The sequence below is a fragment of the Mycobacterium attenuatum genome (genome assembly GCF_900566085.1).
GTDB lineage: Bacteria > Actinomycetota > Actinomycetes > Mycobacteriales > Mycobacteriaceae > Mycobacterium > Mycobacterium attenuatum.
This window is the reverse complement of the sequence record NZ_UPHT01000157.1, coordinates 1-24,860: the sequence shown is the minus strand read 5'-3', so window position 1 is coordinate 24,860 and position 24,860 is coordinate 1. Positions and strand designations below refer to the sequence as shown.

Genomic DNA, 24,860 nt, shown 5'->3' with positions numbered 1-24,860 from the left:
GTTCGGCAGCGGCGGTGCCGGCGGTGCCGGCGGCGGCGTGACGGGGCTCCTGGGGACCGCCGGGGCCGGCGCACCCGGTGGGGCCGGCGGCTGGCTGTGGGGTAACGGCGGTGCCGGTGGGGCCGGTGGTAGCGCGCCCAGCGCCTACGCCGGCGCGGGCGGCAACGGCGGTAGCGCCTGGCTGTTCGGCAACGGCGGCAACGGCGGCGACAGCGGAATCGGAACAACCAGCGGCACCGGCGGGAGCGGCGGCAGCGCCGGGCTGCTGGTGGGCAACGGTGGTGACGGGGGGACCGGATACGTCGACGGCTTCGGCGGCACCGCCGGCCGGGCCGGACTGCTGATCGGCGACGGCGGCGGTGGTGGCGACGGTCTCGTTGGGCAACAGGGCGCCGACGGTGGATTGTTGTTGGGTAGCGGCGGTGACGGCGGAAACGCCCTGGCCAGCCTCAACGGCAACGGCGGCTACGGCGGCAACGGCGGCAACGCCTGGCTGTTCGGCCAAGGCGGCAAGGGCGGGGACGGTGGCGCGGGGCTTGTCCAATCTTTTGGTACCGGTAGCGGCGGCAACGGCGGCGCCGGCGGCAACGGCGGTTTGCTATTCGGCCACGGTGGAGACGGCGGGCAAGGCGGCGCTGGCGGCCTTGGTCAGACCTTCGGCGCGGCCGGTAACGGTGGCAACGGGGGGAGCGGCGGCTCCGCCTGGCTGTTCGGTGACAGTGGAGCCGGTGGCGGCGGTGGTGACGGCGGCGGCTGCGGGAAAAGCGCGGCGGCCGGTGCCGGCGGTAACGGGGGCAACAGCGGCACCGTCGGGCGGCTGATCGGCAACAGCCCCGGCGGCGGCCACGGCGGCGATGGTGGGCTTGGCAGCTCTACCGTCGTCGGCGGCAAGGGTGGCGCCGGGGGAAGCGGCGCCGGTGGCGTGACGCTGATCGGTCACGGTGGGGACGGCGGGTTCGGTGGCGCCGGCGGTGACGGCGCCGATGCCAGTGGCCCCGGTGCGGCCGGTGGTCGCGGCGGTGACGGCGGTGACGGCGGGCTGCTCTACGGCGGCGGTGGCTGGGGTGGCTACGGTGGCGCCGGCGGCGACAATTCGGCGTTCGCCGCCTCTGCCGTCGGTGGGGCCGGTGGTGACGGCGGCAACGGCGGCAACGCGAACTTCATCGGGAACGGTGGACCCGGTGGCGGTGGTGGCACCGGTGGGACTGGCTTCACGAACGGGGCCGGCGGTAAAGGTGGTGCCGGCGGCACCGCCGGACCGTTCGGCCAGGCCGGGCCGCCCGGTCCCAGCGGCTGACTCTGCCGTACGGATCGCCCGGCTACCACCGCTGGCGGGCAGCGGCATGACCCGCTGGAACGGCAACACAGTCGCGCCGACGCTGAGCGGTCTGACGCCCGGGCTCGTCGGCACTGTCGCCGGCGACATCGTGTTCGCCTACGTAGTCGGACGTCGGACGACTTACGGTGTGCCTGACTAGTGCGATATTCGCTGCCGCAACACCGGCAATCCAGGCCCGTCCAGCGCATCCAGCGTGGCGGTGCGGCCAACCGCCGCCATCAGCAGATCGGCGGTCCGCCCGCGGATTTCCGGTCCTTTGCCCCATGCTTGGTCGATGTCGGTGGCCCGCCAACCAAGGCCGCGTAGCCGTCCAAGCGGCATGAAGCCGTACGGGAAGGGTCCGGTTAACATTTCCAGCGCGATCATCGTCAGTTGCGGATCGGGTTCGAAGGGCATTCCAAGCGGGATTCTGATGTCGCCGCTGTGGCAGAGGATTTCGGCCAGCCTTGCCGGGATTTTTGGCGGGGGCCGCCAATATTGGTGATCCGCAAGGTTGCGGAGACTCGCCGCGATTTCCGTGGCGGTCGACCGTGCTCTCCGGCGTGCCATCTCGTCGAACGCCCGAGCCGGGTTGCGACGTCGCAAGGCCAAGATGACAACCGGGAAAGGCCCTCCTTCCAGGGGAAGAACCAGATGGGCTGCCACGGTTTTCACATCCCAACCCGAGCACAAGCTCTCGGTGGCGAGTTGCGAATCATCCAGGCTGTCGATCAGATCCGCAATGCTGCGACGCTCTTCTGCGATAGCGGCGTGGATTTTGTCGCGGTTCATCCGACGAGGATATGAGGACCGACTGTGGTCGAAACGGGCTTTCCGCAATGAACTGCACTGAGCGTGTACATCAGCGTTCTTGTGCGGTCCACGGTCCGCATCGCAATGAACACGTCGAATTCGACCCTCTCGCGCCTGTCTACGACTCGGGCGTGCCCGCCGCGATTCTGTTGGGGGGTTTGGCTTCGCGGTATTTGCCGGGTCACTTGTTGGCCTTACGAGGTGTGACTTAAGTCCCCACACGGGCCTTGGGTCACCGATCGCAAAGGTTCGGCGATGCTTCGAGCGGGCGCGCGTAGCGTCTCGAAACAGTCTTAAGGCTCCTACTCGGACTCGCCACCCGCTCGTGATGGGGGTTAGCATGTCATCTTTCTTGTTCGCCGTGCCCGACGAATTGGCCGCGGCGTCTTCCAGCTTGACCAGCCTGCGGTCGTCGATCAGGGAGGCCCGTGTGGCGGCGGCGGGCTCGACGACGTCGATTATTGCGGCGGCTGAGGATGAGGTGTCGGCGGCGGTCGCGAGGTTGTTTGGTGGTTACGCCCAGCAGTTTCAGGCGCTGGGCGCGCAGGCGTCGCTGTTTCATGACCAGCTCGTGCAGGCGCTGAAGGGCGGTGGGTTCTTGTATGGGCCACTGAGGCCGCCAGCGCGTCGCCGCTGCAAGCGGCCGCGTCTGCAGCCGCGGGCGTGCAAGACGCGATCAATACGCCGGTCCAGCAGTTCACGGGGCGGCCGCTGTTTTGGCCGGGCACCAATGGGGCGCCGGGCACCGGGCAGGCCGGTGGTCCCGGTGGGTGGTTGTGGGGCAAACGCCGGCGGCGCCATCACCACCAGCACCGGCACTGGCGGCGACGGCGGTAGCGGTACCGGCGCAGGCAACACCAGCGGCGACGGCGGGGCCGCCGACCTCACAGTTCCCCCTCCCGCCCTCGTGACGGGAGCGGTCGTTATCGGTGCGCCCGGCGCGAATGTGCCGTGACAGTTCGCCGCTGATCGAAACGCAACCGCGGTTACCGTCATGCGGTGTGGCGACTGCCCGGTCGAGGCATCAGGCTGCCGCTGCATCCGCGCAGTCGCTCGCACCGGCCCACCTGGTGCGACTGGGCATCCCGCATCGCCTAACCAGCCCCACGGGCTCGGGACTGTCCCGGTCCGTTCAACGCATGCTCGGTACGCAAAAAACGCCTTACGCAATGCCGCTGTTCGCTCTCTGAGAGAGCGCAAACCTCACAGGACCGTCAGCCCGGCGGGAGTCCTCTCCGGGTCGCGCCAGAAGGCGTCGTGGATGAGGCGGTCGAACAGATCCGGCGGTAGCAACGTGTCGCGCGGCTCGGCCATGACCGTGGGGCGCACGGTGTGCAGTCCCGGTGTCCCGGCGCGCTCGTCGAACTCGGTGACGTCGTACTCGACGTGGCTGAAGTCGTGGTCGAACACCGGCTCACCGAGAAACGAGTAGACGGCCTGCATCGCCTTGGCCGGGTCGCCGCTCAGGGTTTCGTACTGCAGCAACAGAAGTCGATCCCGTTGCGCGCCGTAGCAGGCTTGCTTGAGGGCATCGTAGGGACCGCCGACCATGCCATCGGGCGCCACCACTTGTTGGGCGCGGCTATAGACGGTGCCGCCGGCGCTGTAGTTGAAGATCGACGACGGGCTGAAGACGTTGCGTTGAATCAACCGCTCGATGCTGTCGACCACCCACTGCAGTTCAGCACGCAGGCAATCACTTTGGCCTCGGGAAACAGCCGGGCAATCGCGGGCATCCACGCACACCAGCCGCGGTTGGTGTCAAAGATCACCTGGGCGGCGGAGTCCGCATAGAAGTCGTCGAACAATCCGCGCAGGATGCGCTCGCGCTTGGCGTCATCGATGAACACCGAAAACTCGTTGCGCCCACTCATTTCGTCGAGCAGGGCGCCGAACAGGCCGGCCAGCGGACCCGACATTCCCGCCTGGAACCGCGGGTTTTGTCGCAGCAACGCGGCCAGCAGCGTCGAACCCGAACGCGGCAGACCGGAGATGAAATGAATGGCTTTCACCGCGCACCCCCGACCTACCTTCCGCACCACGAAATGCCCTGAGGACGTCTACCCGTGTGATGCCGTCATGTTAACCGACCGCAAATGCCTTTAGCGGCTGATCGCACATGGACGCGGCCGCCCGCCATGAGCCAGGCCTTGTGCGCGTCGGCTCCGACCGGAACATGGGCCATCAGCACGTCAACGATGCCACCCGGTTGTTCGGCGCAAACCAGCGTGCCCGCGATCACGTTCTGCCCCGCGCGGATTCTCCGTTCCATCGGCAGCCAGAACTGAAAATCGTGCTCATGCGGTGCTCAATCGGACGGATATTCGGCGGCGAAAACGCTTTTACCAGCGCAAACGCCAACCGCGGAGCCCCCTGTCAGGATTGAACTGACGACCGCTCGCTTACAAGGCGAGTGCTCTACCACTGAGCTAAGGAGGCCTGGTTAACCGGTGCCAGCCTAATGGGTCAGTGCTCGCTGTCGATGATGCGTTGCGAGCGCACCGAGCGAGACGACGAGCGTGGCCGGCGGCCCGGCAGCGGGATGCGCTCGGCGATGTTGCTGAGCGGGTTGACCACCATGGTGAGCGCGATGACGGCGTCTTGCAGCGTGGCAATCGCGGGCTCAAGCGCCTCCATGCCCGGCGCCAGCCGGGCCAGCGTGTCGGCCACGTCGGCGAGCTGTTCGAGGGGTCCGTTCTTCGACGTCAGCTTGTCGATCAGGCCGCCTTCGGCGAGCAGCCGGTCGGCCAGCCCGTCTTCGGAAAGCACCCGCTCCACCAGGCCGTCTTCGGCCAGTATCTGGTCGGCCAGCCCGCCCGGCTGCAGCGCGCGCTGCATGGCGCCGCCCTCGGCGGTGAGGCGGTCCAGCAGCCCGCCGGGTGCGGTCAGCAGATCGACCACCCCGCCGGGTCGCAGCATTCGGTCCATCGGCCCGTCGGGTGCGATCGCGCGTCCCAGCGGTGCGTCTTCGTCCAGGAGCTTGGCCAGCCGGTTGGCCCGCACGATCGCCTCTTCGATTCCTAGGACGCTGGCCATTGCGTTCGAACCACCCGCACCACCGGTATCGCCCAGCGCCTGCTTCGCCAGACCAACCGCCGCGCCGGCAAGGTTGAGGCTGGATTCGGCGGCGGCAAGGCCGGCGCGGGCCGGCAAGGTCGCGATAGCCACAAGGGTGTTGCCGAGATTCATCCTGCGAGTGTATTCGCGACGCGCCCGAATAATTGCGCATGGTTCAAGCTGATCGACCGACGCCTGGCAGACTATTATCAGTCGACTGCCAACGAGCTCTCAGGAAGTACTCAATGAACGTGAAGCTAGTCCTCAACTACGTGCTGCAGGAATTGTTCTCATGACCGCAGTGAATCCGGGCGAAGTCACCGCGCCGGAAGCTCGTATCCTCGTCGTCGACGACGAGGCCAACATCGTCGAACTGCTTTCGGTGAGCCTGAAGTTCCAGGGATTCGAGGTCCACACCGCCAGCAACGGAGCCCAGGCTTTGGACCGGGCCAGGGAAGCCCGCCCGGACGCGGTGATCCTCGACGTGATGATGCCCGGCATGGACGGCTTCGGGGTGCTGCGCCGACTGCGTGCCGACGGCATTGACGCCCCGGCATTGTTTCTGACCGCGCGAGACTCATTGCAGGACAAGATCGCCGGCCTGACCCTGGGTGGCGACGATTACGTGACCAAGCCGTTCAGCCTGGAGGAGGTGGTGGCCCGGTTGCGGGTCATCCTGCGCCGCGCCGGCAAGGGCAGCACCGAACCCCGCAATTCCCGCCTGACCTTCGCCGACATCGAGCTCGACGAGGAAACCCACGAGGTGTGGAAGGCCGGCCAGCCGGTGTCGCTGTCGCCCACCGAGTTCACCCTGCTGCGCTACTTCGTGATCAACGCCGGCACGGTGCTGAGCAAGCCGAAGATCCTCGACCACGTCTGGCGCTACGACTTCGGCGGTGACGTCAACGTTGTCGAGTCCTACGTCTCATATCTGCGGCGCAAGATCGACACCGGGGAGAAGCGGCTGTTGCACACCCTGCGTGGGGTGGGCTACGTGCTTCGGGAGCCACGATGAGCGCGCTTCGTGTGGTGCTTGGCCCGGCTAGGTAGAGACCATGGCCACGCACCGTCGACGCGGAATACCGCTGCGGGTAAGCCTGGTTGCGGCCACCCTGGTTCTGGTGCTGTGCGGTCTGCTGGCTTCGGGTGTGGCGGTCACGTCGATCCTGCGGCACAGCCTGATCAGCCGCATCGATTCGACGCTGCTGGACGCCTCGCGCACCTGGGCGCAGTCTCCGTGGAAGCACTCGGTGTCCCACCTGGACGGTCCCGATCCCGCCCGGCCGCCGTCAAAGTTCTACGTACGCGGCATCAGCCCCGACGGCCACACCGTGACGGCCATCAACGATCGCAATGCCGAGCCGGCATTGCCGCCCGGTAACGATGTCGGTCCCGAACCGACGACACTGCCGTCGGTAAACGGCTCCGACATCGAATGGCGCGCGGTCTCGGTGCACGGGACCCATGGCGGCCTGACCACTGTGGCCATCGATCTGTCCGACGTCCAGCACACGGTTCGATCTCTGGTCTGGTTGCAGATCGGGATTGGCGCTGCCGTGCTGGTTGTCGTCGGTATCGCCGGCTACGCGGTGGTGCACCGTAGCCTGCGGCCGTTGGCCGAAGTGGAACAGACTGCCGCGGCGATCGCCGCCGGACAGCTGGACCGCCGGGTTCCCGAACGCGACCCACGGACCGAGGTAGGGCGACTTTCGTTGGCGCTCAACGGGATGCTGTCCCAAATCCAGCAGGCGGTGGCGGACTCCGAATCGTCTGCCGAGAATGCGCGCGGTTCCGAGGACCGGATGCGCCGCTTTATCACCGACGCCAGCCACGAGCTGCGCACACCGCTGACCACCATTCGCGGCTTCGCGGAGTTGTACCGGCAGGGCGCTGCCCGCGACGTCGCCATGTTGCTGTCGCGGATCGAGAGCGAAGCCAGCCGGATGGGCCTGCTGGTGGATGACCTGCTGATGTTGGCCCGCTTGGACGTCCAGCGGCCGCTGGAGCACAACCAGGTGGACTTACTGGCGCTGGCCAGCGACGCCGTGCACGACGCACAGGCGATTGACCCCAACCGCAAGATCACGTTGGAATTTCTCGAAGGTCCCGGCACCCCGGAGGTGCTCGGCGACGAGGCCCGGCTGCGCCAAGTACTGGGCAACCTCGTCGCAAATGCGTTGCAGCACACACCCGTAAGCGCCGACATCACCGTACGGGTCGGCACCGAAAGCGACGACGCGGTGCTCGAGGTTGCCGACAAGGGGCCGGGCATGAGCCAGGAGGACGCATCGCGGGTGTTCGAACGCTTCTACCGCACCGACTCGTCGCGGGCCCGAGCCAGCGGCGGCACCGGCTTGGGACTGTCCATCGTCGACTCTTTGGTGAAGGCTCATGGCGGTGCCGTCAGGGTGACGACGGCCCCGGGGGAGGGTTGCTGCTTTCGCGTCACGCTGCCGCGGGTCAGCAAGGTGGCGGCTCAGGTCAGTTGAGCCAGGGCCGCCTTGATCTTGGCCTGCGCTTCGTCGAGGGACTCCGGGGACGGGTTGCGGTCGACGTTGGCGAAGCCGAAGTCGCGCAAGCTGTGGGTGGGGAACACGTGGACGTGCAGGTGCGGGACCTCCAGCCCGGCGATGATCACGCCGGCGCGGTCGGTGTGGAACGCCTTGCACACGGCCCTGCCGATCAATTGGCTGATCTGCATGACGCGGGCGAACACCGCGCTGTCCACGTCCTGCCACTGATCGATCTCGGCACGCGGCACCACCAGCGTGTGGCCCTGGGTCATCGGCTCGATCGTCAGGAACGCGACGACGTCGTCGTCCTCATAGACGAAGCGGCCCGGTAGTTCGCGGTTGATGATCTTGGTGAAGATCGACGCCATCCGTCCAGCATAGGTGGGCGCATCGGCGGCCCGGCGTCACCCGAAGAGGGACCCGACAAGGTCACGCTGCACGGAGCCCACTACATCTGCGGCAGTCGGCAAGCCGACCAGCGACCCGTGTGAAAAGTACGGTCCAGCCTCAGGGGTCAGCGACGAATAGCCCTCGTTGACAATCGGCTGCAGAAGCGAGTTGAGGGCGTCGACGATTGGTTTTGGAACGCCGATGTCCGTGAGCGGCAACAACATTGGCAGCGTCGGCGCGGGAACCACGTAGGTGGTGATGGTGCCGCCGGAGGAGGTGGTCGTACTGGACAGCTGCACCGCATCCGACAGCGAGGCCAGTGATGCCGTGTTGTGGTAGTACGCCGCCCCGAACAGAGAGTTCACCGCCGCCGGCAGATTCCAGGGTCGATCAGGCGGATTGCCCCAGAAATCGTATTGGCCGAACACCACGCTGACGTCGTACTGGGTGTTCGGCAGGCCCTGCACCGTGTAGTTGATCAGCGGCACGGTCATCCCGGTCGGCAGGTAGATGTGGGCCAGGCCGAGCTCAGGGCTGGAGAACATGGCGAACTGCAGCGCGTCAGGCGGCGGAGCGCTCGGGTTGGCTGCCAGGTAAGCCAATTCGCGGTTGACGACGATGGTTCCTTCTGACAGCCCGGCAATGCGCACCGGCGAGCCGTTACCGTTGGCAAACGCATTCATGATCTGGTCGTTGAGCGCGCGCTGTCCCATGGCGACGGCATCATTGGTGCTGGGTGCGGCCAGGCTCCCGCTGAGGATGCCAATGCTGGCCGGGTAGTTGACAAGCTGAGCGGTGGTGCCGGGGAACCAGTTCTGTCCGATCGCATGGTTGAGCAGCTCATACCCCTGCAGGATTGACACCGAACTTGGCCCCGGGACACCGCCCAGCAGGAGCACCTGCCCGAGATAGGGCAGCGTGGTGATGAAGTTCGGGTAGTACAGCGGCCCCGCGCCGGGGATCGTGATCCTGGTTCCGGCCGCTGCGCTGGTGGCGGTGTTGAGCGGCTGGTACCCCCGCAGCTGGGCCGGTGCGTTGACTGCGTTCGGCAGATGTTGCTGGGCGTTGGCGAACTCGGCGTTTAGATATGCGTTGGCATCGGCCGCCAAGCTCAGCACAAACCGCGCATGCCATTGCGCCGCTGCTGCGACGACTCCCTGGCATTCCAGGCCGTACGCGCCGAACAACGCCGCGATGCGGGTGGACACCTCGTCAGCGGCTGCGGCCAGCAACGACGTTGTGGAGCTGGCCGCCTGCGCGTTCGCCGCGCTGACCGCCGACCCGATCTCGGCCAAATCGCCGGCAGCAGTGACCAGCAACTCGGGGGTTGCCACGACGTATGACACTGGTGCCTCCCGGCGGAGCGAACACGGGCGAACATCAACGCCGTGTGGGCCCGACGCAATCAGTGGCTGTGAGGGTACTCGCCGATGGCGGCCTGAGCGCGGCTTTTCACGGGCCGAAACGTCACCAGCATTTCGGGCACTATCGAGATTGGATCACCGACACCGAGTTGTCGCCCGAGACAGCGACATAGACGCTGTGGGTGCCCGGATCCGCCGCCACTGGGCCCGGTCCGTTGCCGACCGGCACCGTGGCCGCCACCGTGCGCGCCGGCCCGTCGATCACCGACACCGTGCTGTCGTCGGAGTTGGTGACGTAGACGCTGTGGGTGCCCGGGTCCACCGCCACACCAAACGGGTCCTTGCCGACGGGCACCGTGGCGGCGACGGTGCGCGTCGAGCCGTCGATCAACGCCACGTTGTTGTCGCGGCTGGTGACGTAGACGGTGTGGGTGTCCGGATCCACCGCCACCCCGATTGGGTCGAAGCCAACGCGCGGGGCCGCGATGACCGTGCGTGTCGAACCGTCGATTACCGACACCTCGTCGGGGTCGTTGACGACGTAGACGGTGTGGGTGCCCGGATCCACCGCCACCCCCGTCGGGGTCTTGCTGACGCCGCGGTCACCCTCGCCGAGGGCCACGGTGGCGGCGACAGTGTGCGTGGCGCCATTGATGACCGACACCGTGGTCTCGCCGTTGTTGGTGACGTAAACGGTGTGGGTGCCCGGGTCCACTGCCACCCCGAACGGCTTCTTGCCGACGGGCACGGTGGCGGTGACGGTGCGCGTCGAGGCGTCGATTACCGACACGGTGTTGTCGTCGTGGTTGACGACGTAGACGGTGTGGGTGCCCGGATCCACCGCCACCCCATACGGATTGGTACCGACGGGGACGGTGGCGGTGACGGTGTGCGTCGAGGCGTCGATTACCGACACCGCGTTGCCTTTGACGTGGGTGACGTAGACGGCATGGGTGCCCGGATCCACGGCCAGCCACCCCGCGCTCTTGCCGAGGGGCACGGTCGCGGTAACCCGGTAACTCGGAACAGCCGGGTGAGAACTGGCGGTAGGACCCTGACCGCCCGAAGAACCTCGGCATCCAGCTAGGTACAGGGCTAACACGACAGCTCCCACAACCGCCAGCGCGCTCCTCAGCGCCGGTATCGGCGCGAGCCGCCAGTGTTGTTGGGTTGGCTGATCATCGGCTTTGGCAATCATATGCACGCTCCTGGTCGTCTGTGGTCCCTTGCAGTGTGCGCCCGGCGCCTGACCCCCGCGTGCGAATTCGGGGTGTTGTTTGTCGCCGCGCATCCGGTACCGTCGGTTCGCCATTGAGGCGAAACCGTTAACACCGCGTTGCCGTGTCGTTGTCCGTGATCGCGACAATCCACTAAACCCAATGCGCGGGAGGGGCCCCGGTGCGGTTTCCCACAGCAATGCTGGCTGTTCCTACGGCATTTCTGGCCGCGTGCGCGATTTCTCTTGTACCCGCGGCGCTTTCCCGGGGCCTTCCACCCAACGCGCGAGCAGCAGCCATGTTCGGCCCGTTGGCACCGCCTAATCCGTTCATGGCGCCCAATGGCCTGGCGTCCATGCACAACGATGCCGCATCGGCCGACGCCGGACCGCTGCCCGGACCCGGTGCCAGGCCGGCCGCGATCCTGGCGTACCCACTGGTGGCCGCGTGCCCGACGATAACCCAGGGAACCGACGGCCTGGTGCTGGCGCTGTGCACCTCCGACATCACCCAGGCCCCGGTGGTTCACCTGATCGACCCCAACGGCATTGTCCCGCAAGTCATTCCGTTGGCCAGCATGGATATCGCCAAGGGCGGCCTGCTCGGTGGCGTCTATGCGTACCTGGACAACAACAACCAGCTGGTGATGATCGACGGAACCAACCATCTGCTGCGCATTGCTCACGCCAAGGACGGCAGGGGCTGCTGGCAACTGACCGTCACCGAGTCCACCGATGTGTCCAGCGTGATACCGCCAGGCGACCAATCCGTCGGGGTGGTTCCCGATTACCTGGGCAATGTCTGGTTCGCCACCGGCACCGGCGTGGTGGGCGTGGCAAAAACAGGTGGGGGTGTTGCCAGCGTGCAATTGCCCGCCGGTGAGCAAGTGGCCAACAGCATCTCGGCGGCACCGAGCAATCGCGTCGCGGTCGCCACCACCTTCGCCCTCTATGAACTCAACCTGGACGGTATGGGCAACCCGCAGATCCTGTGGCGTCAAGCCTACGATCGCGGACCGGCCCGCAAACCAGGGCAACTGAGCTGGGGAACAGGCTCCACCCCAACCTATTTCGGCCCGACCGGGGCCGACTACCTGACCATCGTGGACAACGCCGATCCGCTGGTTCACGCGTTGGTCTACCAGTCCGGAACCGGCACGCTGTTGTGCGAGCAACCGGTGCTAACCCAGGGCGGCCCGGGCAGCGAGAACTCTCCCATCGGTGTCGGGAATTCGATGTTCATCGCCAGCACCTACGGCTACCCGTATCCGGCGGTGCCGGCGGGCGCTGGCCCGGCAGTGCCACCGACGGCGCCGTTCGTCGGCGGGATGACCAGGGTGGACGTCGAGCCCACCGGCTGCCGCACCGTGTGGGACAGCCGAACTCGCAGCGCCGCGTTGCCGCACCTGTCCATCGCCGACGGCCTGATCTACACGATCACCCGGATCGGATTGGACAACACCACGCCCCTGGATGTTTTCGCCTTTGCCGTCGTCGACCCAAACAACGGGAAAGTGGTACTGCAGCAACCGAAATCGGCCACTATCCTCAGCGACCCGATTCAAACCGCCTGCATGGTGCTCATGGGCAACAAGATCATGCAGGGCAACATCACCGGTATCGGCCGGATCGGCTGATGCCCTATTCCTCCTTGCCGAACGTCATCATCTCGAGGTTCCAATACCCGCGCATGTTGGCGATCAGCCCCTCGTCGTCGACGCGATAGGTGAACACGCCACGGACCTCGCTGGTGAAGCCGCCCGGAAACCTGCTACGCAGCACCAGGATATGGGCGATCTCGTTGGGCGAACTCGACGGGAATGTCTCCTCGCAGGTGATCGTCAACTGATTGGCCGCGATGTTGGTGTCGTAGAAGGCGGCTACGCCGTCCTTGCCGTGCACGCCGGTGCCATCCGGATTGGTGATGGACTTGCCGATCGGGTCCTCGATGACGACGTCGTCGGCCATCAACGCGAGCCAGCCCGCTCGGTCGTGGGCTTGCACGCAGCGCCACGACGATTGCGACGCGGTGAGTGCGGGAGATTGGGACGTCTGGGTCATCGATCGGCGTCCGTGAATCGGACTACGCCGCGAATATTCTTGCCGTCCAACATGTCCTGGTAACCGTCGTTGATCTGCTCCAGCCGGTACTGACGGGTGATCATGTCGTCGAGGTTCAGCTTGCCGGCCTTGTACATCGACAGCAGCTGCGGAATGTCGTATTGCGGGTTGCCGCCGCCGAAGATGGTGCCCTGCAGGTTCTTCTGCATCAGCGTCAACATCGCCAGGTTCAGCGTCACGTTGGTGTCCAGCAGGCTGCCGATCGCGGTGAGCACGCAGGTGCCGCCCTTGGCGGTGATGGTCAGGTAGCTGTCGACGTCGGCGCCCTGGAGTTCGCCGACGGTGATGATCACCTTTTTGGCCATCAGTCCATAGGTGACCTCGGCGATGCCCATGAGAGCGGCATTGATGTCGGGATAGACATGGGTGGCACCGAATTTCAGCGCCTGGTCGCGCTTCCACTCCACCGGTTCGACGGCGAATATGTAGCGCGCGCCGGCGGCAACCGCGCCCTGCAGCGCGGCCATGCCGACGCCGCCCAGACCGACGATGGCGACGTCGTCACCGGGCCGGATGTCGGCGGTGCGCACCGCCGAGCCGTAGCCGGTGGTGACGCCGCAGCCGACCAGGCAGGCGACCTCGAACGGGATCGACGGGTCGATCTTCACCACCGAGCTGCGGTGCACCACCATGTAGGGCGAAAAGGTCCCCAGCAGCGTCATCGGGTAGACGTTTTGGCCCCGGGCTTGGATGCGGAAGGTACCGTCGCTTACCGCGGCACCGGCCAGCAGCCCGGCTCCCAGATCGCACAGATTGCGCAGCCCCGCCTGACAGGTGGGGCACCTCCCGCACGACGGGATGAAGGACAACACCACGTGGTCGCCCGGGGCGATATCGTCCACACCCGGTCCCACCTCGGTGACGATCCCGGCGCCCTCGTGGCCGCCCAGCACGGGGAAACCCGCCATCGGAATACCGCCGGTAACCAGGTGGTTGTCGGAGCGGCACATGCCCGCCGCCTCCATCTGGATCTTGACCTCGTCCTTGACGGGGTCACCGATTTCGATATCCTCGACCGACCATGGCTGGTTGAATTCCCAGATCAGAGCGCCTTTTGTCTTCACGGTAGACATGACCCCATTTCGCCATTGAATTGAGACTGCCCGGCCCCATCGTGCCGAGCATCGGTGGTGACGAGTACCGCAGGGCACCCCCGGTGGCGCCAGCATAGCGCGCCAAACAAAACAAATGCTTGGTTGGGTCCTGGCGGGCGGCTCACCACAGCGGTACCGGAGCCTGGCCCAGTGGGTAATACCCGGGCATCTTTTCGCCTAACAGGCCCCGGTCGATCCGTTTGCGCATGCCCTCCGACAATTCTCCGTTCTTCATCAGCTGCATGTAGAGCGCCGAGACGTGCCCGAAGTCGAAAAAATCCCGCTGCCACTCGATGAGTTTGTCCGCGTTGAGCCGAAACCAGCTGCCGCCGATTCCGTAGACCTCCTGCCGTCCGCCGTCGGCGTCGACGACGACCTGCTTCCAGAACCCGACGATCTCGCCCTGGCGGTCGTCGACGATCACCTTCTGGTAGGGATACTGCCAATCCTGCAGGCCCTGCATCTCCAGGCCGAGCGCGATGCCGCGGATCTCGTCGATCCCGACGCACATCACGTCTTCGGTGGGGCCGATATTCCAGCCATAGGTCGCATCGGAGGCGTAGAAATCGGCGAGCGGCGTCCAGTCGCCCGCCTTTTCGCAGTCCTCGTTGGCCCGCAGCCACGACTGCACCCACTCGTCGAGTTCGGCGCGTTCGAAAGACACCATATTCACCAGTCCTCTATCAGTCCTGTTGTTTGATGAAAAGGGCTTGGGTGGGGCATGATCGGACCGCTCGCTCGATTTCCGGGCGCGCCTCCTCGGGCGGCTGCGCATCGACGATCTCGACCTTGCCTCGCTTGGGCACCCGGAAATAGTCGGGCGCCTCCAGTTCGCACATCGCGTGGCCCTGACACAATTCCAGGTCGGCCTCGATCCGGTAAGCCATGATCAGCAGCTTCTTCTGCGGCGGTAGCGCACGGTGGCCGGCCGCGCCAACTGCACCACCATCTTGGAGTGGTCGTTGCAATAGCTGTCTGGCGGCTGCGCCATCTCGAACTCATACTTGCGCAACAACACCGAGAAAATCGCCTTGATCTGCATGGTGGCGAACGCCGCGCCCACGCAACGATGCCGGCCGGCGCCGAACGGAATCCACGTCCAGCGGTTGATCAAATCCTCTTGGCGCGGCTCGTCATAACGCTGCGGCATGAAGTCGTCGGGATCGGGGAAGTCTTCCCGAATCCGGTTCGAGATCGCCGGTGAGGCCGCCACCAGTTCGCCTTCGTGTATCGGGTAGCCCTCGACCTCGAACTCGCCCTTGGCCACCCGCATCAGAATGATCAGCGGCGGGTGTAGCCGCAGCGTCTCCTTGAGCACGTTCTCCAGATGCGGAATCTGGCGCAGCGCATGGAAACTCACCGGCTGCCCGTCTGCGTAGAGCTCGTCGAGCTCGGCGATCACCTCGGCGTAGGCGTCCGCATGGCGCAGCAGTTCGATCAGCGTCCACGCCGAGGTGCCCGAGCTGGTGTGGTGCCCGGCGAACATCAACGAGATGAACATGCCGGTGATCTCGTCGGCGGAGAACCGCGGGTGGCCGGCCTCGTCGCGGATCGAAACCAGCACGTCGAGCATGTCGCGGTCGCGTTTGTCGATGGGCGGGTTAGCGATCCGCTGGTGCATGATCTCCTGAACCAAAGCCACCAACCCTTTTCGGGCTTCGTCGCGTCTGCGGAAGCTGTCGATCGGCAGATACGGGTCGACGTAGCACAGCGGGTCGGTGCCGCGCTCGAGTTCATGGTAAAAGTGTGCGAATCGTGAGTCGAGCTGGTTGCGGAACTTGGTGCCGATCAGGCACGAGGTCGAGGTGTAGATGGTCAGCTCGGCGAAGAAGTCCAGCAGGTCGATTTCGCCTTCGTCGCACCAGTTCTCGATCATCTGGTGCACTTCGCGTTCGATCGTCGCGGCATGGCCCTTCATGTGCTCACCGCGCAGCGCCGAGTTGTGCAACATCTCCTTACGGCGCTCGGGGCTGGCGTCGAACACCACCCCCTTGCCGAAGATCGGCGTCATGAACGGATAGGCCTGCGCCTGGTCCAGTTCCTCGTCGGAAGACCGGAAGAAGAACTCGTTGGCCTTGGCCCCGGAGAGCAGGACGACGTGCTTGTCCGCCAGCTGGAACCACCCCACGTCGCCGCACTCGTCGCGCACCCGCTGCATCAGGCCGATCGGATCGGTCCGGAACTCTTCGAGGTGCCCGTGTTCGTCCTGGCCGCCGGACACTCGCGGCACGATGGCTGTGGTCATGAATCCAGCGCTTTCTCATCGACCCTGAGCTGGTGCCGCTCTGCGGCGGCGGCCAGCGGCGCTTCGGGCTGCAGCTCGATGTTCACCACAAAGCCGCCCCGGGGTGTCTCGGCGACAAACGTGATGGCCCGGGCGATATCTGAGGCTCGCAGGAAATAGTTGTGGCGCGCCTGACCCCATTTGGCCCAGTCCTGCAGGGCCGGTCCGATCGACTCGACGGGCAGGCTCCAGCCCATCCCCGTCTTGGTCGGGCCCGGGTGCACGATCGACGCGCGCACCCCGGTGCCTTCGAGCTCCATCTGCAGGTTGGTCACCATAGCCATCAGCCCGGCCTTGGCTGCCCCGTAGGCGCCCATGTGCGGACGCTGGCGCAACGCCACATCGGAGCCGACGAAGATCAGGTCACCGCGCTGGCGTTCCAGCATGCCCGGCAGCACCGCCGTGGCCAGGCGGTTGGCCCCGATCAGGTGAATCCGGACCTGTGACTCGAAGGTTTCGGTGTCGGTTTCGTGCAGCCTGCCGAAATAGGTGTCGCCGGCCCCGGCGACCAGAACCTCGATGTTGCCCAGCTTTTCGGTCGCGTGGCACACGAAATCCGTGACCGATTCGGGATCGGTGACGTCGAGCGGCAACGCCACGGCCTCGCCCCCGTCGGCTTGGATCTCCGCGGCGATCTCCTGGCATTTGTCCAGGCGCCGCGCACCCAGCGCAACCGGAAACCCGTGGGCAGCAAGCTCTATCGCGGTGGCCGCGCCGATGCCCGAGGATGCGCCAGCAACAATCGTCGGCCGGCGGTCCGGGTGTTGTGGAAAGCGTGGCATTCAGCGGACCTCCACGGCTATAGGCAGGGCGGCGAACCCGCGGACATTGCTGGAGTGGACGCGGACGGCATTAGTCTCGTCGACTTGGTATCCGCGGATCCGTTTGAACAGTTCGGTGAGCGCCACCCGGGCCTCCATCCTGGCCAGATGAGCCCCCAGACAAAAGTGCGCGCCGCTGCCGAAACTCAGTAGCTTGGAACCGATTTCGCGGCCGATCAGATACTCGTCGGGCCGGTCGAACACTCGCTCGTCGCGATGCGCTGACCCGGGCAGTAGCAGCACGACGTCGCCCTCGGGAATCCGGGTGTCGTAGAAGATGAGCTCGGCCACGACGGTGCGGGCCAGGATCTGGCTGGACGTGTCGTAGCGCAGGGTTTCCTCGACCCACAGCGGCACCCGCGACAGGTCCGCGTAGACCGGCGCCAGCTGGTCAGGGTTCCGATGACCCCAATATGCGGCATTGGCAAGGAGTTTGGTGGTCGTCTCGTTACCGGCGATCACCATCAGGAACATGAACCCGAGGATCTCCTCGTCGGTGAGCCGGTCGCCGTCGATCTCGGCATCCAGCAGCGCCGAGGTCAGATCGTCGGTCGGTGTGGCGCGACGCTCGGCGATCATCTGCTGGTAATACAGGATCAAATTGATCGAGGCCTCGATCGCCGACGCCGGCACGTCGGTGACGCCGTCCTCACGGTGCATGACGCCGTCGGCCATGGTCCTGATTCGGTCGCGATCGGCGACCGGCACGCCCATCAGCTCAGAGATCACGTCCATCGGCAGCTTGCCGGCGAATTCGGCGACATAGTCGACGGTTCCGGACGCGGCCTTGTCCAGCATGGTGTCCAGGTGCTGCACGGCCAGCTCGGTCACCCGCGGCTCGAGCTCTCGAATCCGGCGCGGGGTGAACCCTTTTGACACCAGCGTGCGCAACCGCAGATGTGCAGGGTCGTCCATGGCCAGAAACGACATCGTCTTGGCGGCATGCGGACCGCGGGACACCGGATCCAGCGATACACCGTCGCGGTTGGACAGCGTGGTGCTGTTGCGGAAACCCTGATGCACGTCCCGGTGCCGCGACAACGCCCAGAAGCCGAGTTCTGCGTTGTGGTACAGCGGGGCCTCGTCACGCAGCCGCCGGTAGTACGGGTACGGATCCTCGTGGAAGTCGTAGTCGTAGGGATCGAGGACCACGTCGGACTTGCCGCTATGAATGGTCATGCGTCGCTGGCCTTCTCGGCGCCGACCAGGATCAGCCGCACCGCATCGGCCAGGCGGTCGGCGATCTCGTGATAGGTGAACTCGCCGCTGCCGGCTTGCACCAGCGCCCCGAAAAACGCCATCTGCAAAGCAGATACGGTGGCGGGCTCGGCGCCGGGCCCAATGGCCGACGCGATGCGCCGGTGGATCTCGGCGCCGATGCGCTCGCGGGCCGCGCGTACCGCGGAGTCTGCCCCACCGCCGAGCAGCGCGGTGGTGCACGCGGCGCCGACCTCGGGTTCGTCGGCGACTACCAGCGCCAGGTGCCGCAGCGCCTGATCCACCCTGGCGGGCATCGGGACGTTGACGTCGGTGAAGTAGGGGACTTGCCGGACCAGGTCGAGGTAGACCTCGGCGATCAGGTGATTCTTCGACGAGAAGTACGTGTAGGCGGTGGCCGGAGCCACCTTGGCGCGGGCAGCCACCATGCGCACCGTCAGGTCGGTATAGGAGTTCTCGCGCAGGGTCTGCATGCCGGCTGCCAGCACCTTGCGGAACGTTTCTTCCTGGCGCCGGTTGCGTGGCCGGTCGTCGACTGCCTGCGCGGCCCGATCCGTCACCGCCACCAGTGCATCGCTGGACACCTGTCCAAACTAGCGGACGGTTGTGGCGCCGGGCAACCATGCTGGCTGAAAATGCAGTTCGTCCCGCATATTGGCGCCGGTACGACGACGGTCTCCGGTGCCGGCCCTTGCACCGCTACGACAGGCGAAGCTATGGTTCGAAGCAAAGATATCGGACAGTTGTCCACCCCAGTTGTCCAGCGGGTTGGATGTCTTCATCAACGATCAGGTGGGAGCGCTAGATGGCCTTGTTGGCCGACGGAGTCAGCTCGTTGTTCATCGACGGGAAGTTGTCGGAAGGCAGTGCCGGCACCTTTCCGACGGTCAATCCGGCCACCGAGGAAGTGCTGGGCGTCGCCGCCGACGCGGACGCGGCAGACATGGGACGCGCCATCGAAGCCGCGCGGCGTGCCTTCGACGACACCGACTGGTCACGCAACACCGCGTTGCGGGTGCGGTGCGTGCGTCAGCTGCGCGATGCGATGCGCGAGCACGTCGAAGACTTACGAGAACTGACCATTTCCGAAGTCGGTGCGCCGCGGATGCTCACCGCCGCCGCTCAGCTGGAAGGCCCGGTCAATGACCTGGCGTTTGCCGCCGACACCGCCGAGTCCTATTCCTGGAGGCAGGATCTCGGTCAGGCGGCACCGCTGGGCATCCCGACCCGGCGCACCTTGGCACGGGAGGCCGTGGGCGTCGTCGGGGCCATCACACCATGGAACTTCCCCCACCAGATCAACCTGGCCAAGCTGGGGCCGGCGCTGGCCGCGGGCAACTCCGTCGTACTCAAGCCTGCGCCGGACACACCGTGGTGTGGGGCCGTGCTCGGCGAGATCATCGCCAACCACACCGATTTTCCGCCCGGAGTGGTCAACATCGTCACCTCCAGCGACCACGGCCTGGGCGCGCTGCTGGCCAAAGACCCTCGGGTGGACATGATTTCGTTCACCGGCTCCACCGCGACCGGGCGCAGCGTGATGGCCGACGCGGCGGCCACCATCAAAAAGGTATTCCTGGAGCTGGGGGGCAAGTCGGCGTTTATCGTGCTCGACGACGCCGATTTGGCCGGGGCGTGCGCGGTTTCGGCGTTCACCGCCGCTGTGCACGCCGGGCAGGGCTGTGCAATCACCACCCGGCTGGTGGTGCCGCGGGCGCGCTACGACGAGGCCGTCGCCATCGCGGCGGGAACGATGTCGTCGATCAGGCCGGGCGACCCCAAGGACCCGGGAACCGTGTGCGGGCCGTTGATTTCGGCGCGTCAGCGCGATCGGGTGCAGGGCTACCTGGACTTAGCGGTCGCCGAAGGCGGGACGTTCGCCTGCGGCGGCGGACGGCCGGCGGGCCGGGATGTCGGATACTTCATCGAGCCGACCGTCATCGCGGGCCTGACCAATGACGCCCGGCCCGCGCGGGAGGAGATCTTCGGGCCGGTGCTGACGGTGATCGCCCACGACGGTGACGACGACGCCGTACGGATCGCCAACGACTCGCCCTACGGCTTGTCGGGCACGGTGTTCGGCGCCGACCCGGACCGGGCGGCCGCGATCGCCGCGCGACTGCGGGTCGGCACCGTGAACGTCAACGGTGGTGTGTGGTATTCGGCGGACGCGCCGTTCGGCGGCTACAAGCAGTCCGGCAACGGGCGCGAAATGGGACTGCTCGGCTTCGAGGAATACCTGGAAGCCAAACTCATTGCCAAGGCAGCAAATTAGGAGACGGTGTGGGTCAATTCGACGACAAGGTGGCCATTGTCACCGGGGCTGGGCAGGGTATCGGCCGGGCCTACGCCGAAGCGCTGGCGCGCGAAGGCGCGTCCGTGGTGGTCGCCGACATCAACACCGGCACCGCCGAGGCAGTCGCCAAGCAGATCGCTGCCGACGGCGGAACCGCAATCCCGGTGGCCGTTGATGTTTCGGACGAGGAATCGGCCAAGGACATGGCCCAGCGCACCGTCAGCGAATTCGGCGGCGTCGACTATCTGGTGAACAACGCCGCGATCTACGGCGGCATGAAGCTGGACCTGCTGCTGACTGTGCCGTGGGACTACTACCGGAAGTTCATGAGCGTCAACCATGACGGTGCGCTGGTGTGCACCCGCGCGGTATACAGGCACATGGCCAAGCGGGGCGGCGGCGCCATCGTCAACCAGTCGTCCACCGCGGCCTGGCTGTACTCGAACTTCTACGGCCTAGCCAAGGTCGGCGTCAACGGGCTCACCCAACAGCTCGCTCGGGAGCTGGGCGGAATGAAGATCCGGATCAACGCGATCGCGCCCGGGCCGATCGACACCGAGGCCACCCGAACCGTGACGCCCGGCGAGCTGGTCAAGGACATGGTCAATCAGCTTCCGTTGTCTCGCATGGGGACTCCCGAGGATTTGGTGGGAATGTGCCTGTTCCTGCTGAGCGACCAGGCCTCCTGGATCACCGGACAGATCTTCAATGTCGATGGCGGACAGGTTATCCGATCATGACCGCGACACCCCGCCTCGGATACATCGGCCTGGGCAACCAGGGTGCGCCAATGGCCAAGCGTTACCTCGACTGGCCGGGCGGCGTGACGGTCTTCGACGTGCGGGCCGAAGCCATGCAGCCGTTCGTCGAGGGTGGTGCCACAGCGGCGGCGAGCGTCGCCGAGGTTGCCGGCGCCGACATCATCAGTGTCACGGTGCTCGACGACGCTCAGGTGCGCAGCGTGATCGGCGGGAACGACGGTCTGGCCGCGAATGCCAAGCCCGGCACCATCATTGCGATTCATTCCACCATCAGCGACACCACCGCTGTCGACCTAGCGCGACAGCTCGAGCCGCGGGGCGTCCACGTTGTGGACGCCCCGGTCAGCGGCGGCGCAGGGGCGGCGGCCGAAGGCAAATTGGCCACCATGGTGGGCGCCGACGACGAGACGTTCCAGCGGATCAAGGAGCCGTTTCGCCGGTGGGCGTCGCTGGTGATCCACGCCGGCGAACCGGGCGCCGGTACCCGGATGAAGCTGGCCCGCAACATGCTGACATTCGTGTCCTACGCGGCGGCTGCCGAGGCCGAAAAGCTGGCCGAGGCAAGCGGTGTGAGCCTGCGGTCGCTCGCCAAAGTGGTGCGCCACAGCGATGCCCTGACCGGTGGTCCCGGCGCCATCATGTTCCGGGAGACCACGGCCGCGATGAAACCCGACGACCCGCTGCGTCCGCTGCTGGAGCACACCCGGGCACTCGGGGAGAAGGACCTGAGCCTGGCACTGGCGTTGGGGGAGTCGCTATCGGTTGAATTGCCGTTGGCCAAGCTGGCATTGGAGCGGTTGGCCGCCGGCCTCGGGGTGCCGCACCCCGATCTAGCTGAGGAGTCGTGATGGACGAGCTGCGCCGCAAGGGCCTGGACAAGATGAACGAGGTTTACGGCTGGGAGATGCCCAACATCGAGGGCGACGCGTACTTCGACCTCACCGTCGATCACCTGTTCGGCACCATCTGGACCCGGCCAGGCTTGTCGATGCGCGACAAGCGGATCATGACGTTGACCGCGGTGACCGCGATCGGGAATCGCGACCTGGCCGAAATCCAGATCAACGCCGCGCTGCTCAACGCAGAGCTCACCGAGACCGAACTGAAGGAGATGGCCGTCTTCCTCACCCACTATCTCGGGTTTCCGCTGGGTTCTGCGTTCAATGGGGCGGTTGACACCGTGGTGGCAAGGCGTAAGAAGGCCGCGGCCAAGGGAGCCGACGAGGACAAGAAGGCCAACGTAGACGCCGCGTTGAAGATGCACTCGGGTAAGGCCGCCGACTAGGGCGTGCGCGCTCGATGACGTAGCGGCCGTGGTCCTGTATTCCCTTGTGTCACTGTGGTTTCAGTGGTCACATGACGGCGATTGTTGTCGGTGGTTGTTCGTAGAGTTTCAGGCATGGGTTCGAGCAGTCGTGAAGACATCGTCGGGGTCTTCAACACGCTCGACGCGGATCTGGATCGTTTGTGCGAGTTGTCTTTTGACGTGCTCACCACCCCGGAGCGGTTGCGGGCCTTGGAGCGCCTGGAGTGCGTGGCGCGGCGGCTGCGGACACCGCAGCACGCGTTGATCAATCAGCTCGGCGCGCTGGCCGGCGAGGAAGAACTGGGCGCCCCGCTGCGTTCGGCGCTGGCCGATCGGTTGCGTATCACCAAGGCCGAGGCCGGCCGGCGCATCGATGAAGCGGCCGATCTCGGCGAGCGCCGCGCGTTGACCGGAGAGCCGTTGGCGCCGCAGCTGAGCGCCACCGCGGCCGCCCAGCGCGACGGGCTCGTCGGTGACGGGCATGTGCGGGCGATCCGCAGCTTCTTCGCCCACCTGCCCGCCGAGGTGGACCTGGCAACCCGGGAAGCCGCCGAAGCCGACCTGGCCCGAAAGGCCAGCGAGTATCGCCCCGACGAGTTGGCCACATACGCCCAGCGGATCATGGACTGGCTCAACCCCGACGGGGAACTCCGGGACCGGGAACGGGCCCGCAAGCGCGCAATCACGATCGGCAGGCAGGAATACGACGGGATGTCGCGCCTCAGCGGCATGCTGACCCCGGAGTTGCGCGCGGCCGTGGAGGCCGTGTTGGCCAAGCTGGCCGCCCCCGGGGCGTGCAACCCCGATGACCAAACACCCGTCGTGGATGAGACGCCCGAGGAGCAGGCGGTGCGCCGTGACACGCGCAGTCAGGCGCAACGCAACCACGACGGCGTCCTTGCCGGACTGCGGGGGCTGTTGGCGTCGGGGGAGTTGGGCCAACACAACGGGTTACCGGTGTCGATCGTGGTGACCACCACGCTGCAGGACCTGGAATCGGCCGCCGGCAAGGGCCTGAGCGGCGGGGGCACGCTGTTGCCGATGAGCGATGTGATCCGCCTGGCCAGCCACGCTCACCACTATTTGGCCATTTTCGATCGCGGCAAGGCCCTGGCGCTGTATCACACCAAACGGCTGGCGTCCCCCGCGCAGCGAATCATGCTCTACGCCAAGGACCGAGGATGCACGAAACCGGGATGCGATGCCCCCGCCTACCACAGCCAAGTCCACCACGTCCAAGGCTGGAAGGCCACCGGCCGCACCGACATCGACGAGCTGACCCTGGCCTGCGGAGTCGACAACCGACTCGTCGAAAAAGGCTGGACCACCCGCAAAAACGCCCACGGTGACACCGAATGGCTACCCCCAGCCCACCTAGATCGCGGACAACCGAGAACGAATAGCTATCATCACCCGGAGAAACTTCTGGCGCCCGACGACGAGGAAGCTGATTGACGTCAGCAAAGCAGAGGCGTTGCTACAGAGGGCCACTCGGAAGACCACGAGGGCTATCGGACGGATGACCCATTACGGGCGAACTTTCGGGGGCACATGGCGCTCAGCGGCGGGCATTGCGTGATCGCTTGGATTGTCAGGCGTGCCGTGATGCCTCTTGGGCGAGTTGCACTCTCGAGGCGAGCCGCAGCTTCGCGTAAACGTTATTCAGGTGTGCCTGCACGGTGCGCGCTGAAACGAATAGACGGCTCGCAATGTCTTTGTTGGGCAACCCTTCACTGACAAGACGCACCACGTTGAGCTCTGCGGAGGTCAGCGAAGCCCAGCCCGTTGACGGGCGTTTGCGTTGGCCGCGGCCGCGTTGTGCATGGGCAATCGCTTCGTCGGTGAGAAGCGCCGACCCCTCAGACCAGGCATCCTCAAATGCGCTGTCCCCCAGGGTCTCATATTGCATAGCCACTGATGCGTCGTGGGCGAGCGCAACTTGTGCCAGCGGGATGACGTTGACGACCGCCAGCTCGGGCTGGGCATTCATGAGTTTCCATGCCGCCTCACCGGCCTGCGCGGCTGCCGCCACGTCACCTGCGGCAAGGCTGGCGACGGCCAGCGAGGCATAGGCAAAGCCCAGATTGAACTCGCCGAGGTCCGCGGCGGCGGCCATCGGCCGCGGTGGCGGCGGCCAACCCGGTGGGGGATCGGCTTCGCGCTGCCTCACCCGGAGGCGGTCCCTGACATCCCCGATGAAAAGATCTGTTCCTGGGGCGGTTGGGGCGGTTGGGGCGGTTGGGGCGGCTCGATGGCGGTCATGAATCCCCACTGCCGCACCACGTTTG

General features: G+C 66.1%; 23 protein-coding genes, 1 tRNA gene and 3 pseudogenes. 10 read left to right on the top strand and 17 right to left on the bottom strand.

Going from position 1 to position 24,860, the window contains the following annotated elements; genetic code table 11:
• Positions 1-1,297, top strand: a pseudogene (locus EET13_RS32470) (PE family protein); the annotation flags it as partial.
• A gap of 177 nt (positions 1,298-1,474) precedes the next feature.
• On the opposite strand, the gene EET13_RS25175 reads toward EET13_RS32470, so the two are convergent.
• Positions 1,475-2,110, bottom strand: coding sequence for a maleylpyruvate isomerase family mycothiol-dependent enzyme (locus EET13_RS25175; protein WP_103846549.1), 636 nt, complete (start codon positions 2,108-2,110; stop codon positions 1,475-1,477).
• A 361-nt stretch (positions 2,111-2,471) separates the two neighbouring features.
• Between EET13_RS25175 and EET13_RS25170 the strand changes: the two genes are divergently transcribed.
• Complete coding sequence (locus EET13_RS25170) at positions 2,472-3,086, top strand: PE family protein (RefSeq protein WP_168990884.1); 615 nt, start codon at positions 2,472-2,474, stop codon at positions 3,084-3,086.
• 248 nt (positions 3,087-3,334) lie between these two features.
• Here the strand turns inward: EET13_RS25170 and EET13_RS31965 are convergent, their stop codons facing one another.
• The 4 genes from EET13_RS31965 to EET13_RS25150 all read right to left on the bottom strand — a co-directional run bounded on the left by EET13_RS31965 (position 3,335) and on the right by EET13_RS25150 (position 5,320).
• Positions 3,335-3,802, bottom strand: a complete 468-nt coding sequence (locus EET13_RS31965; protein WP_244604111.1) for a sulfotransferase domain-containing protein — start codon at positions 3,800-3,802, stop codon at positions 3,335-3,337.
• Positions 3,778-4,143 carry a sulfotransferase gene (locus tag EET13_RS31960; protein ID WP_244604110.1) on the bottom strand — a complete coding sequence of 122 codons (366 nt, stop codon included), beginning with the start codon at positions 4,141-4,143 and terminating at the stop codon, positions 3,778-3,780. The genes EET13_RS31965 and EET13_RS31960 overlap by 25 nt, the downstream gene beginning before the upstream one ends.
• Positions 4,144-4,498: 355 nt before the next feature.
• A tRNA-Thr gene (locus EET13_RS25155) sits at positions 4,499-4,570 on the bottom strand.
• Positions 4,571-4,597: 27 nt separating this feature from the next.
• Positions 4,598-5,320: a hypothetical protein gene (locus EET13_RS25150; protein WP_122444807.1), complete on the bottom strand. Its 723-nt coding sequence runs from the start codon at positions 5,318-5,320 to the stop codon at positions 4,598-4,600.
• Between the two features lie 160 nt (positions 5,321-5,480).
• Between EET13_RS25150 and phoP the strand changes: the two genes are divergently transcribed.
• Together phoP and EET13_RS25140 are read left to right on the top strand one after the other, a co-directional pair.
• Positions 5,481-6,203 carry a two-component system response regulator PhoP gene (phoP, locus tag EET13_RS25145; RefSeq protein WP_122444806.1) on the top strand — a complete coding sequence of 241 codons (723 nt, stop codon included), beginning with the start codon at positions 5,481-5,483 and terminating at the stop codon, positions 6,201-6,203.
• Positions 6,204-6,243: 40 nt separating this feature from the next.
• A pseudogene (locus EET13_RS25140) lies at positions 6,244-7,693 on the top strand (sensor histidine kinase).
• Here the strand turns inward: EET13_RS25140 and EET13_RS25135 are convergent.
• From EET13_RS25135 to EET13_RS25125, 3 genes are all read right to left on the bottom strand, one after another.
• Positions 7,665-8,069: an HIT family protein gene (locus tag EET13_RS25135; RefSeq protein WP_122444804.1), complete on the bottom strand. Its 405-nt coding sequence runs from the start codon at positions 8,067-8,069 to the stop codon at positions 7,665-7,667. The pseudogene EET13_RS25140 and the gene EET13_RS25135 sit on opposite strands and share 29 nt — an antisense overlap.
• Before the next feature lie 36 nt (positions 8,070-8,105).
• A complete protein-coding gene (locus EET13_RS25130; protein ID WP_122444803.1) occupies positions 8,106-9,437 on the bottom strand; it encodes a PE-PPE domain-containing protein in 1,332 nt (443 codons plus the stop codon).
• A 139-nt stretch (positions 9,438-9,576) separates the two neighbouring features.
• Complete coding sequence (locus EET13_RS25125) at positions 9,577-10,455, bottom strand: cytochrome D1 domain-containing protein (protein ID WP_168991335.1); 879 nt, start codon at positions 10,453-10,455, stop codon at positions 9,577-9,579.
• A gap of 398 nt (positions 10,456-10,853) precedes the next feature.
• Between EET13_RS25125 and EET13_RS25120 the strand changes: the two genes are divergently transcribed.
• Positions 10,854-12,308 carry a hypothetical protein gene (locus tag EET13_RS25120; protein ID WP_122444801.1) on the top strand — a complete coding sequence of 485 codons (1,455 nt, stop codon included), beginning with the start codon at positions 10,854-10,856 and terminating at the stop codon, positions 12,306-12,308.
• A 4-nt stretch (positions 12,309-12,312) separates the two neighbouring features.
• Here EET13_RS25120 and EET13_RS25115 read toward each other — a convergent pair whose 3' ends face one another.
• From EET13_RS25115 to EET13_RS25080, 8 genes are all read right to left on the bottom strand, one after another.
• Positions 12,313-12,732, bottom strand: a complete 420-nt coding sequence (locus EET13_RS25115) for a nuclear transport factor 2 family protein (protein ID WP_122444800.1) — start codon at positions 12,730-12,732, stop codon at positions 12,313-12,315.
• Positions 12,729-13,856 (bottom strand): NDMA-dependent alcohol dehydrogenase, encoded by a 1,128-nt coding sequence (locus EET13_RS25110; RefSeq protein ID WP_122444811.1) that lies wholly within the window; start codon positions 13,854-13,856, stop codon positions 12,729-12,731. Before EET13_RS25110 ends, EET13_RS25115 begins: the two co-directional genes overlap by 4 nt.
• 151 nt (positions 13,857-14,007) lie before the next feature.
• Positions 14,008-14,553: a nuclear transport factor 2-like protein gene (locus EET13_RS25105; protein WP_122444799.1), complete on the bottom strand. Its 546-nt coding sequence runs from the start codon at positions 14,551-14,553 to the stop codon at positions 14,008-14,010.
• Between the two features lie 16 nt (positions 14,554-14,569).
• On the bottom strand, positions 14,570-14,776 hold the full coding sequence (locus EET13_RS25100) for a ferredoxin (RefSeq protein WP_122444810.1): 207 nt from the start codon (positions 14,774-14,776) through the stop codon (positions 14,570-14,572).
• Positions 14,776-16,131 carry a cytochrome P450 gene (locus EET13_RS25095; protein WP_122444798.1) on the bottom strand — a complete coding sequence of 452 codons (1,356 nt, stop codon included), beginning with the start codon at positions 16,129-16,131 and terminating at the stop codon, positions 14,776-14,778. The genes EET13_RS25100 and EET13_RS25095 overlap by 1 nt, the downstream gene beginning before the upstream one ends.
• Positions 16,128-16,952, bottom strand: a complete 825-nt coding sequence (locus tag EET13_RS25090; RefSeq protein WP_122444797.1) for an SDR family oxidoreductase — start codon at positions 16,950-16,952, stop codon at positions 16,128-16,130. The genes EET13_RS25095 and EET13_RS25090 overlap by 4 nt, the downstream gene beginning before the upstream one ends.
• The gene (locus tag EET13_RS25085; RefSeq protein WP_122444796.1) at positions 16,953-18,170 is read right to left on the bottom strand and encodes a cytochrome P450; all 1,218 of its coding nucleotides are present in this window, start codon (positions 18,168-18,170) and stop codon (positions 16,953-16,955) included.
• Positions 18,167-18,793, bottom strand: a complete 627-nt coding sequence (locus tag EET13_RS25080; RefSeq protein ID WP_122444795.1) for a TetR/AcrR family transcriptional regulator — start codon at positions 18,791-18,793, stop codon at positions 18,167-18,169. The genes EET13_RS25085 and EET13_RS25080 overlap by 4 nt, the downstream gene beginning before the upstream one ends.
• Before the next feature lie 221 nt (positions 18,794-19,014).
• On the opposite strand from EET13_RS25080, the gene EET13_RS25075 reads away from it, so the two are divergent.
• The 5 genes from EET13_RS25075 to EET13_RS25055 all read left to right on the top strand — a co-directional run bounded on the left by EET13_RS25075 (position 19,015) and on the right by EET13_RS25055 (position 24,027).
• Positions 19,015-20,484, top strand: a complete 1,470-nt coding sequence (locus EET13_RS25075) for an aldehyde dehydrogenase (RefSeq protein ID WP_122444794.1) — start codon at positions 19,015-19,017, stop codon at positions 20,482-20,484.
• An 8-nt stretch (positions 20,485-20,492) separates the two neighbouring features.
• Complete coding sequence (locus EET13_RS25070) at positions 20,493-21,245, top strand: SDR family oxidoreductase (protein ID WP_122444793.1); 753 nt, start codon at positions 20,493-20,495, stop codon at positions 21,243-21,245.
• Entirely contained in the window at positions 21,242-22,114 is an 873-nt protein-coding gene (locus EET13_RS25065) for an NAD(P)-dependent oxidoreductase (RefSeq protein ID WP_122444792.1), read from the top strand. The genes EET13_RS25070 and EET13_RS25065 overlap by 4 nt, the downstream gene beginning before the upstream one ends.
• Complete coding sequence (locus tag EET13_RS25060; RefSeq protein ID WP_122444791.1) at positions 22,114-22,551, top strand: carboxymuconolactone decarboxylase family protein; 438 nt, start codon at positions 22,114-22,116, stop codon at positions 22,549-22,551. Before EET13_RS25065 ends, EET13_RS25060 begins: the two co-directional genes overlap by 1 nt.
• Positions 22,552-22,665: 114 nt before the next feature.
• Complete coding sequence (locus EET13_RS25055; protein ID WP_122444790.1) at positions 22,666-24,027, top strand: HNH endonuclease signature motif containing protein; 1,362 nt, start codon at positions 22,666-22,668, stop codon at positions 24,025-24,027.
• 136 nt (positions 24,028-24,163) lie between these two features.
• On the opposite strand, the pseudogene EET13_RS31955 reads toward EET13_RS25055, so the two are convergent.
• A pseudogene (locus tag EET13_RS31955) lies at positions 24,164-24,469 on the bottom strand (response regulator transcription factor); the annotation flags it as partial.
• Positions 24,470-24,860 lie beyond the last annotated feature (391 nt).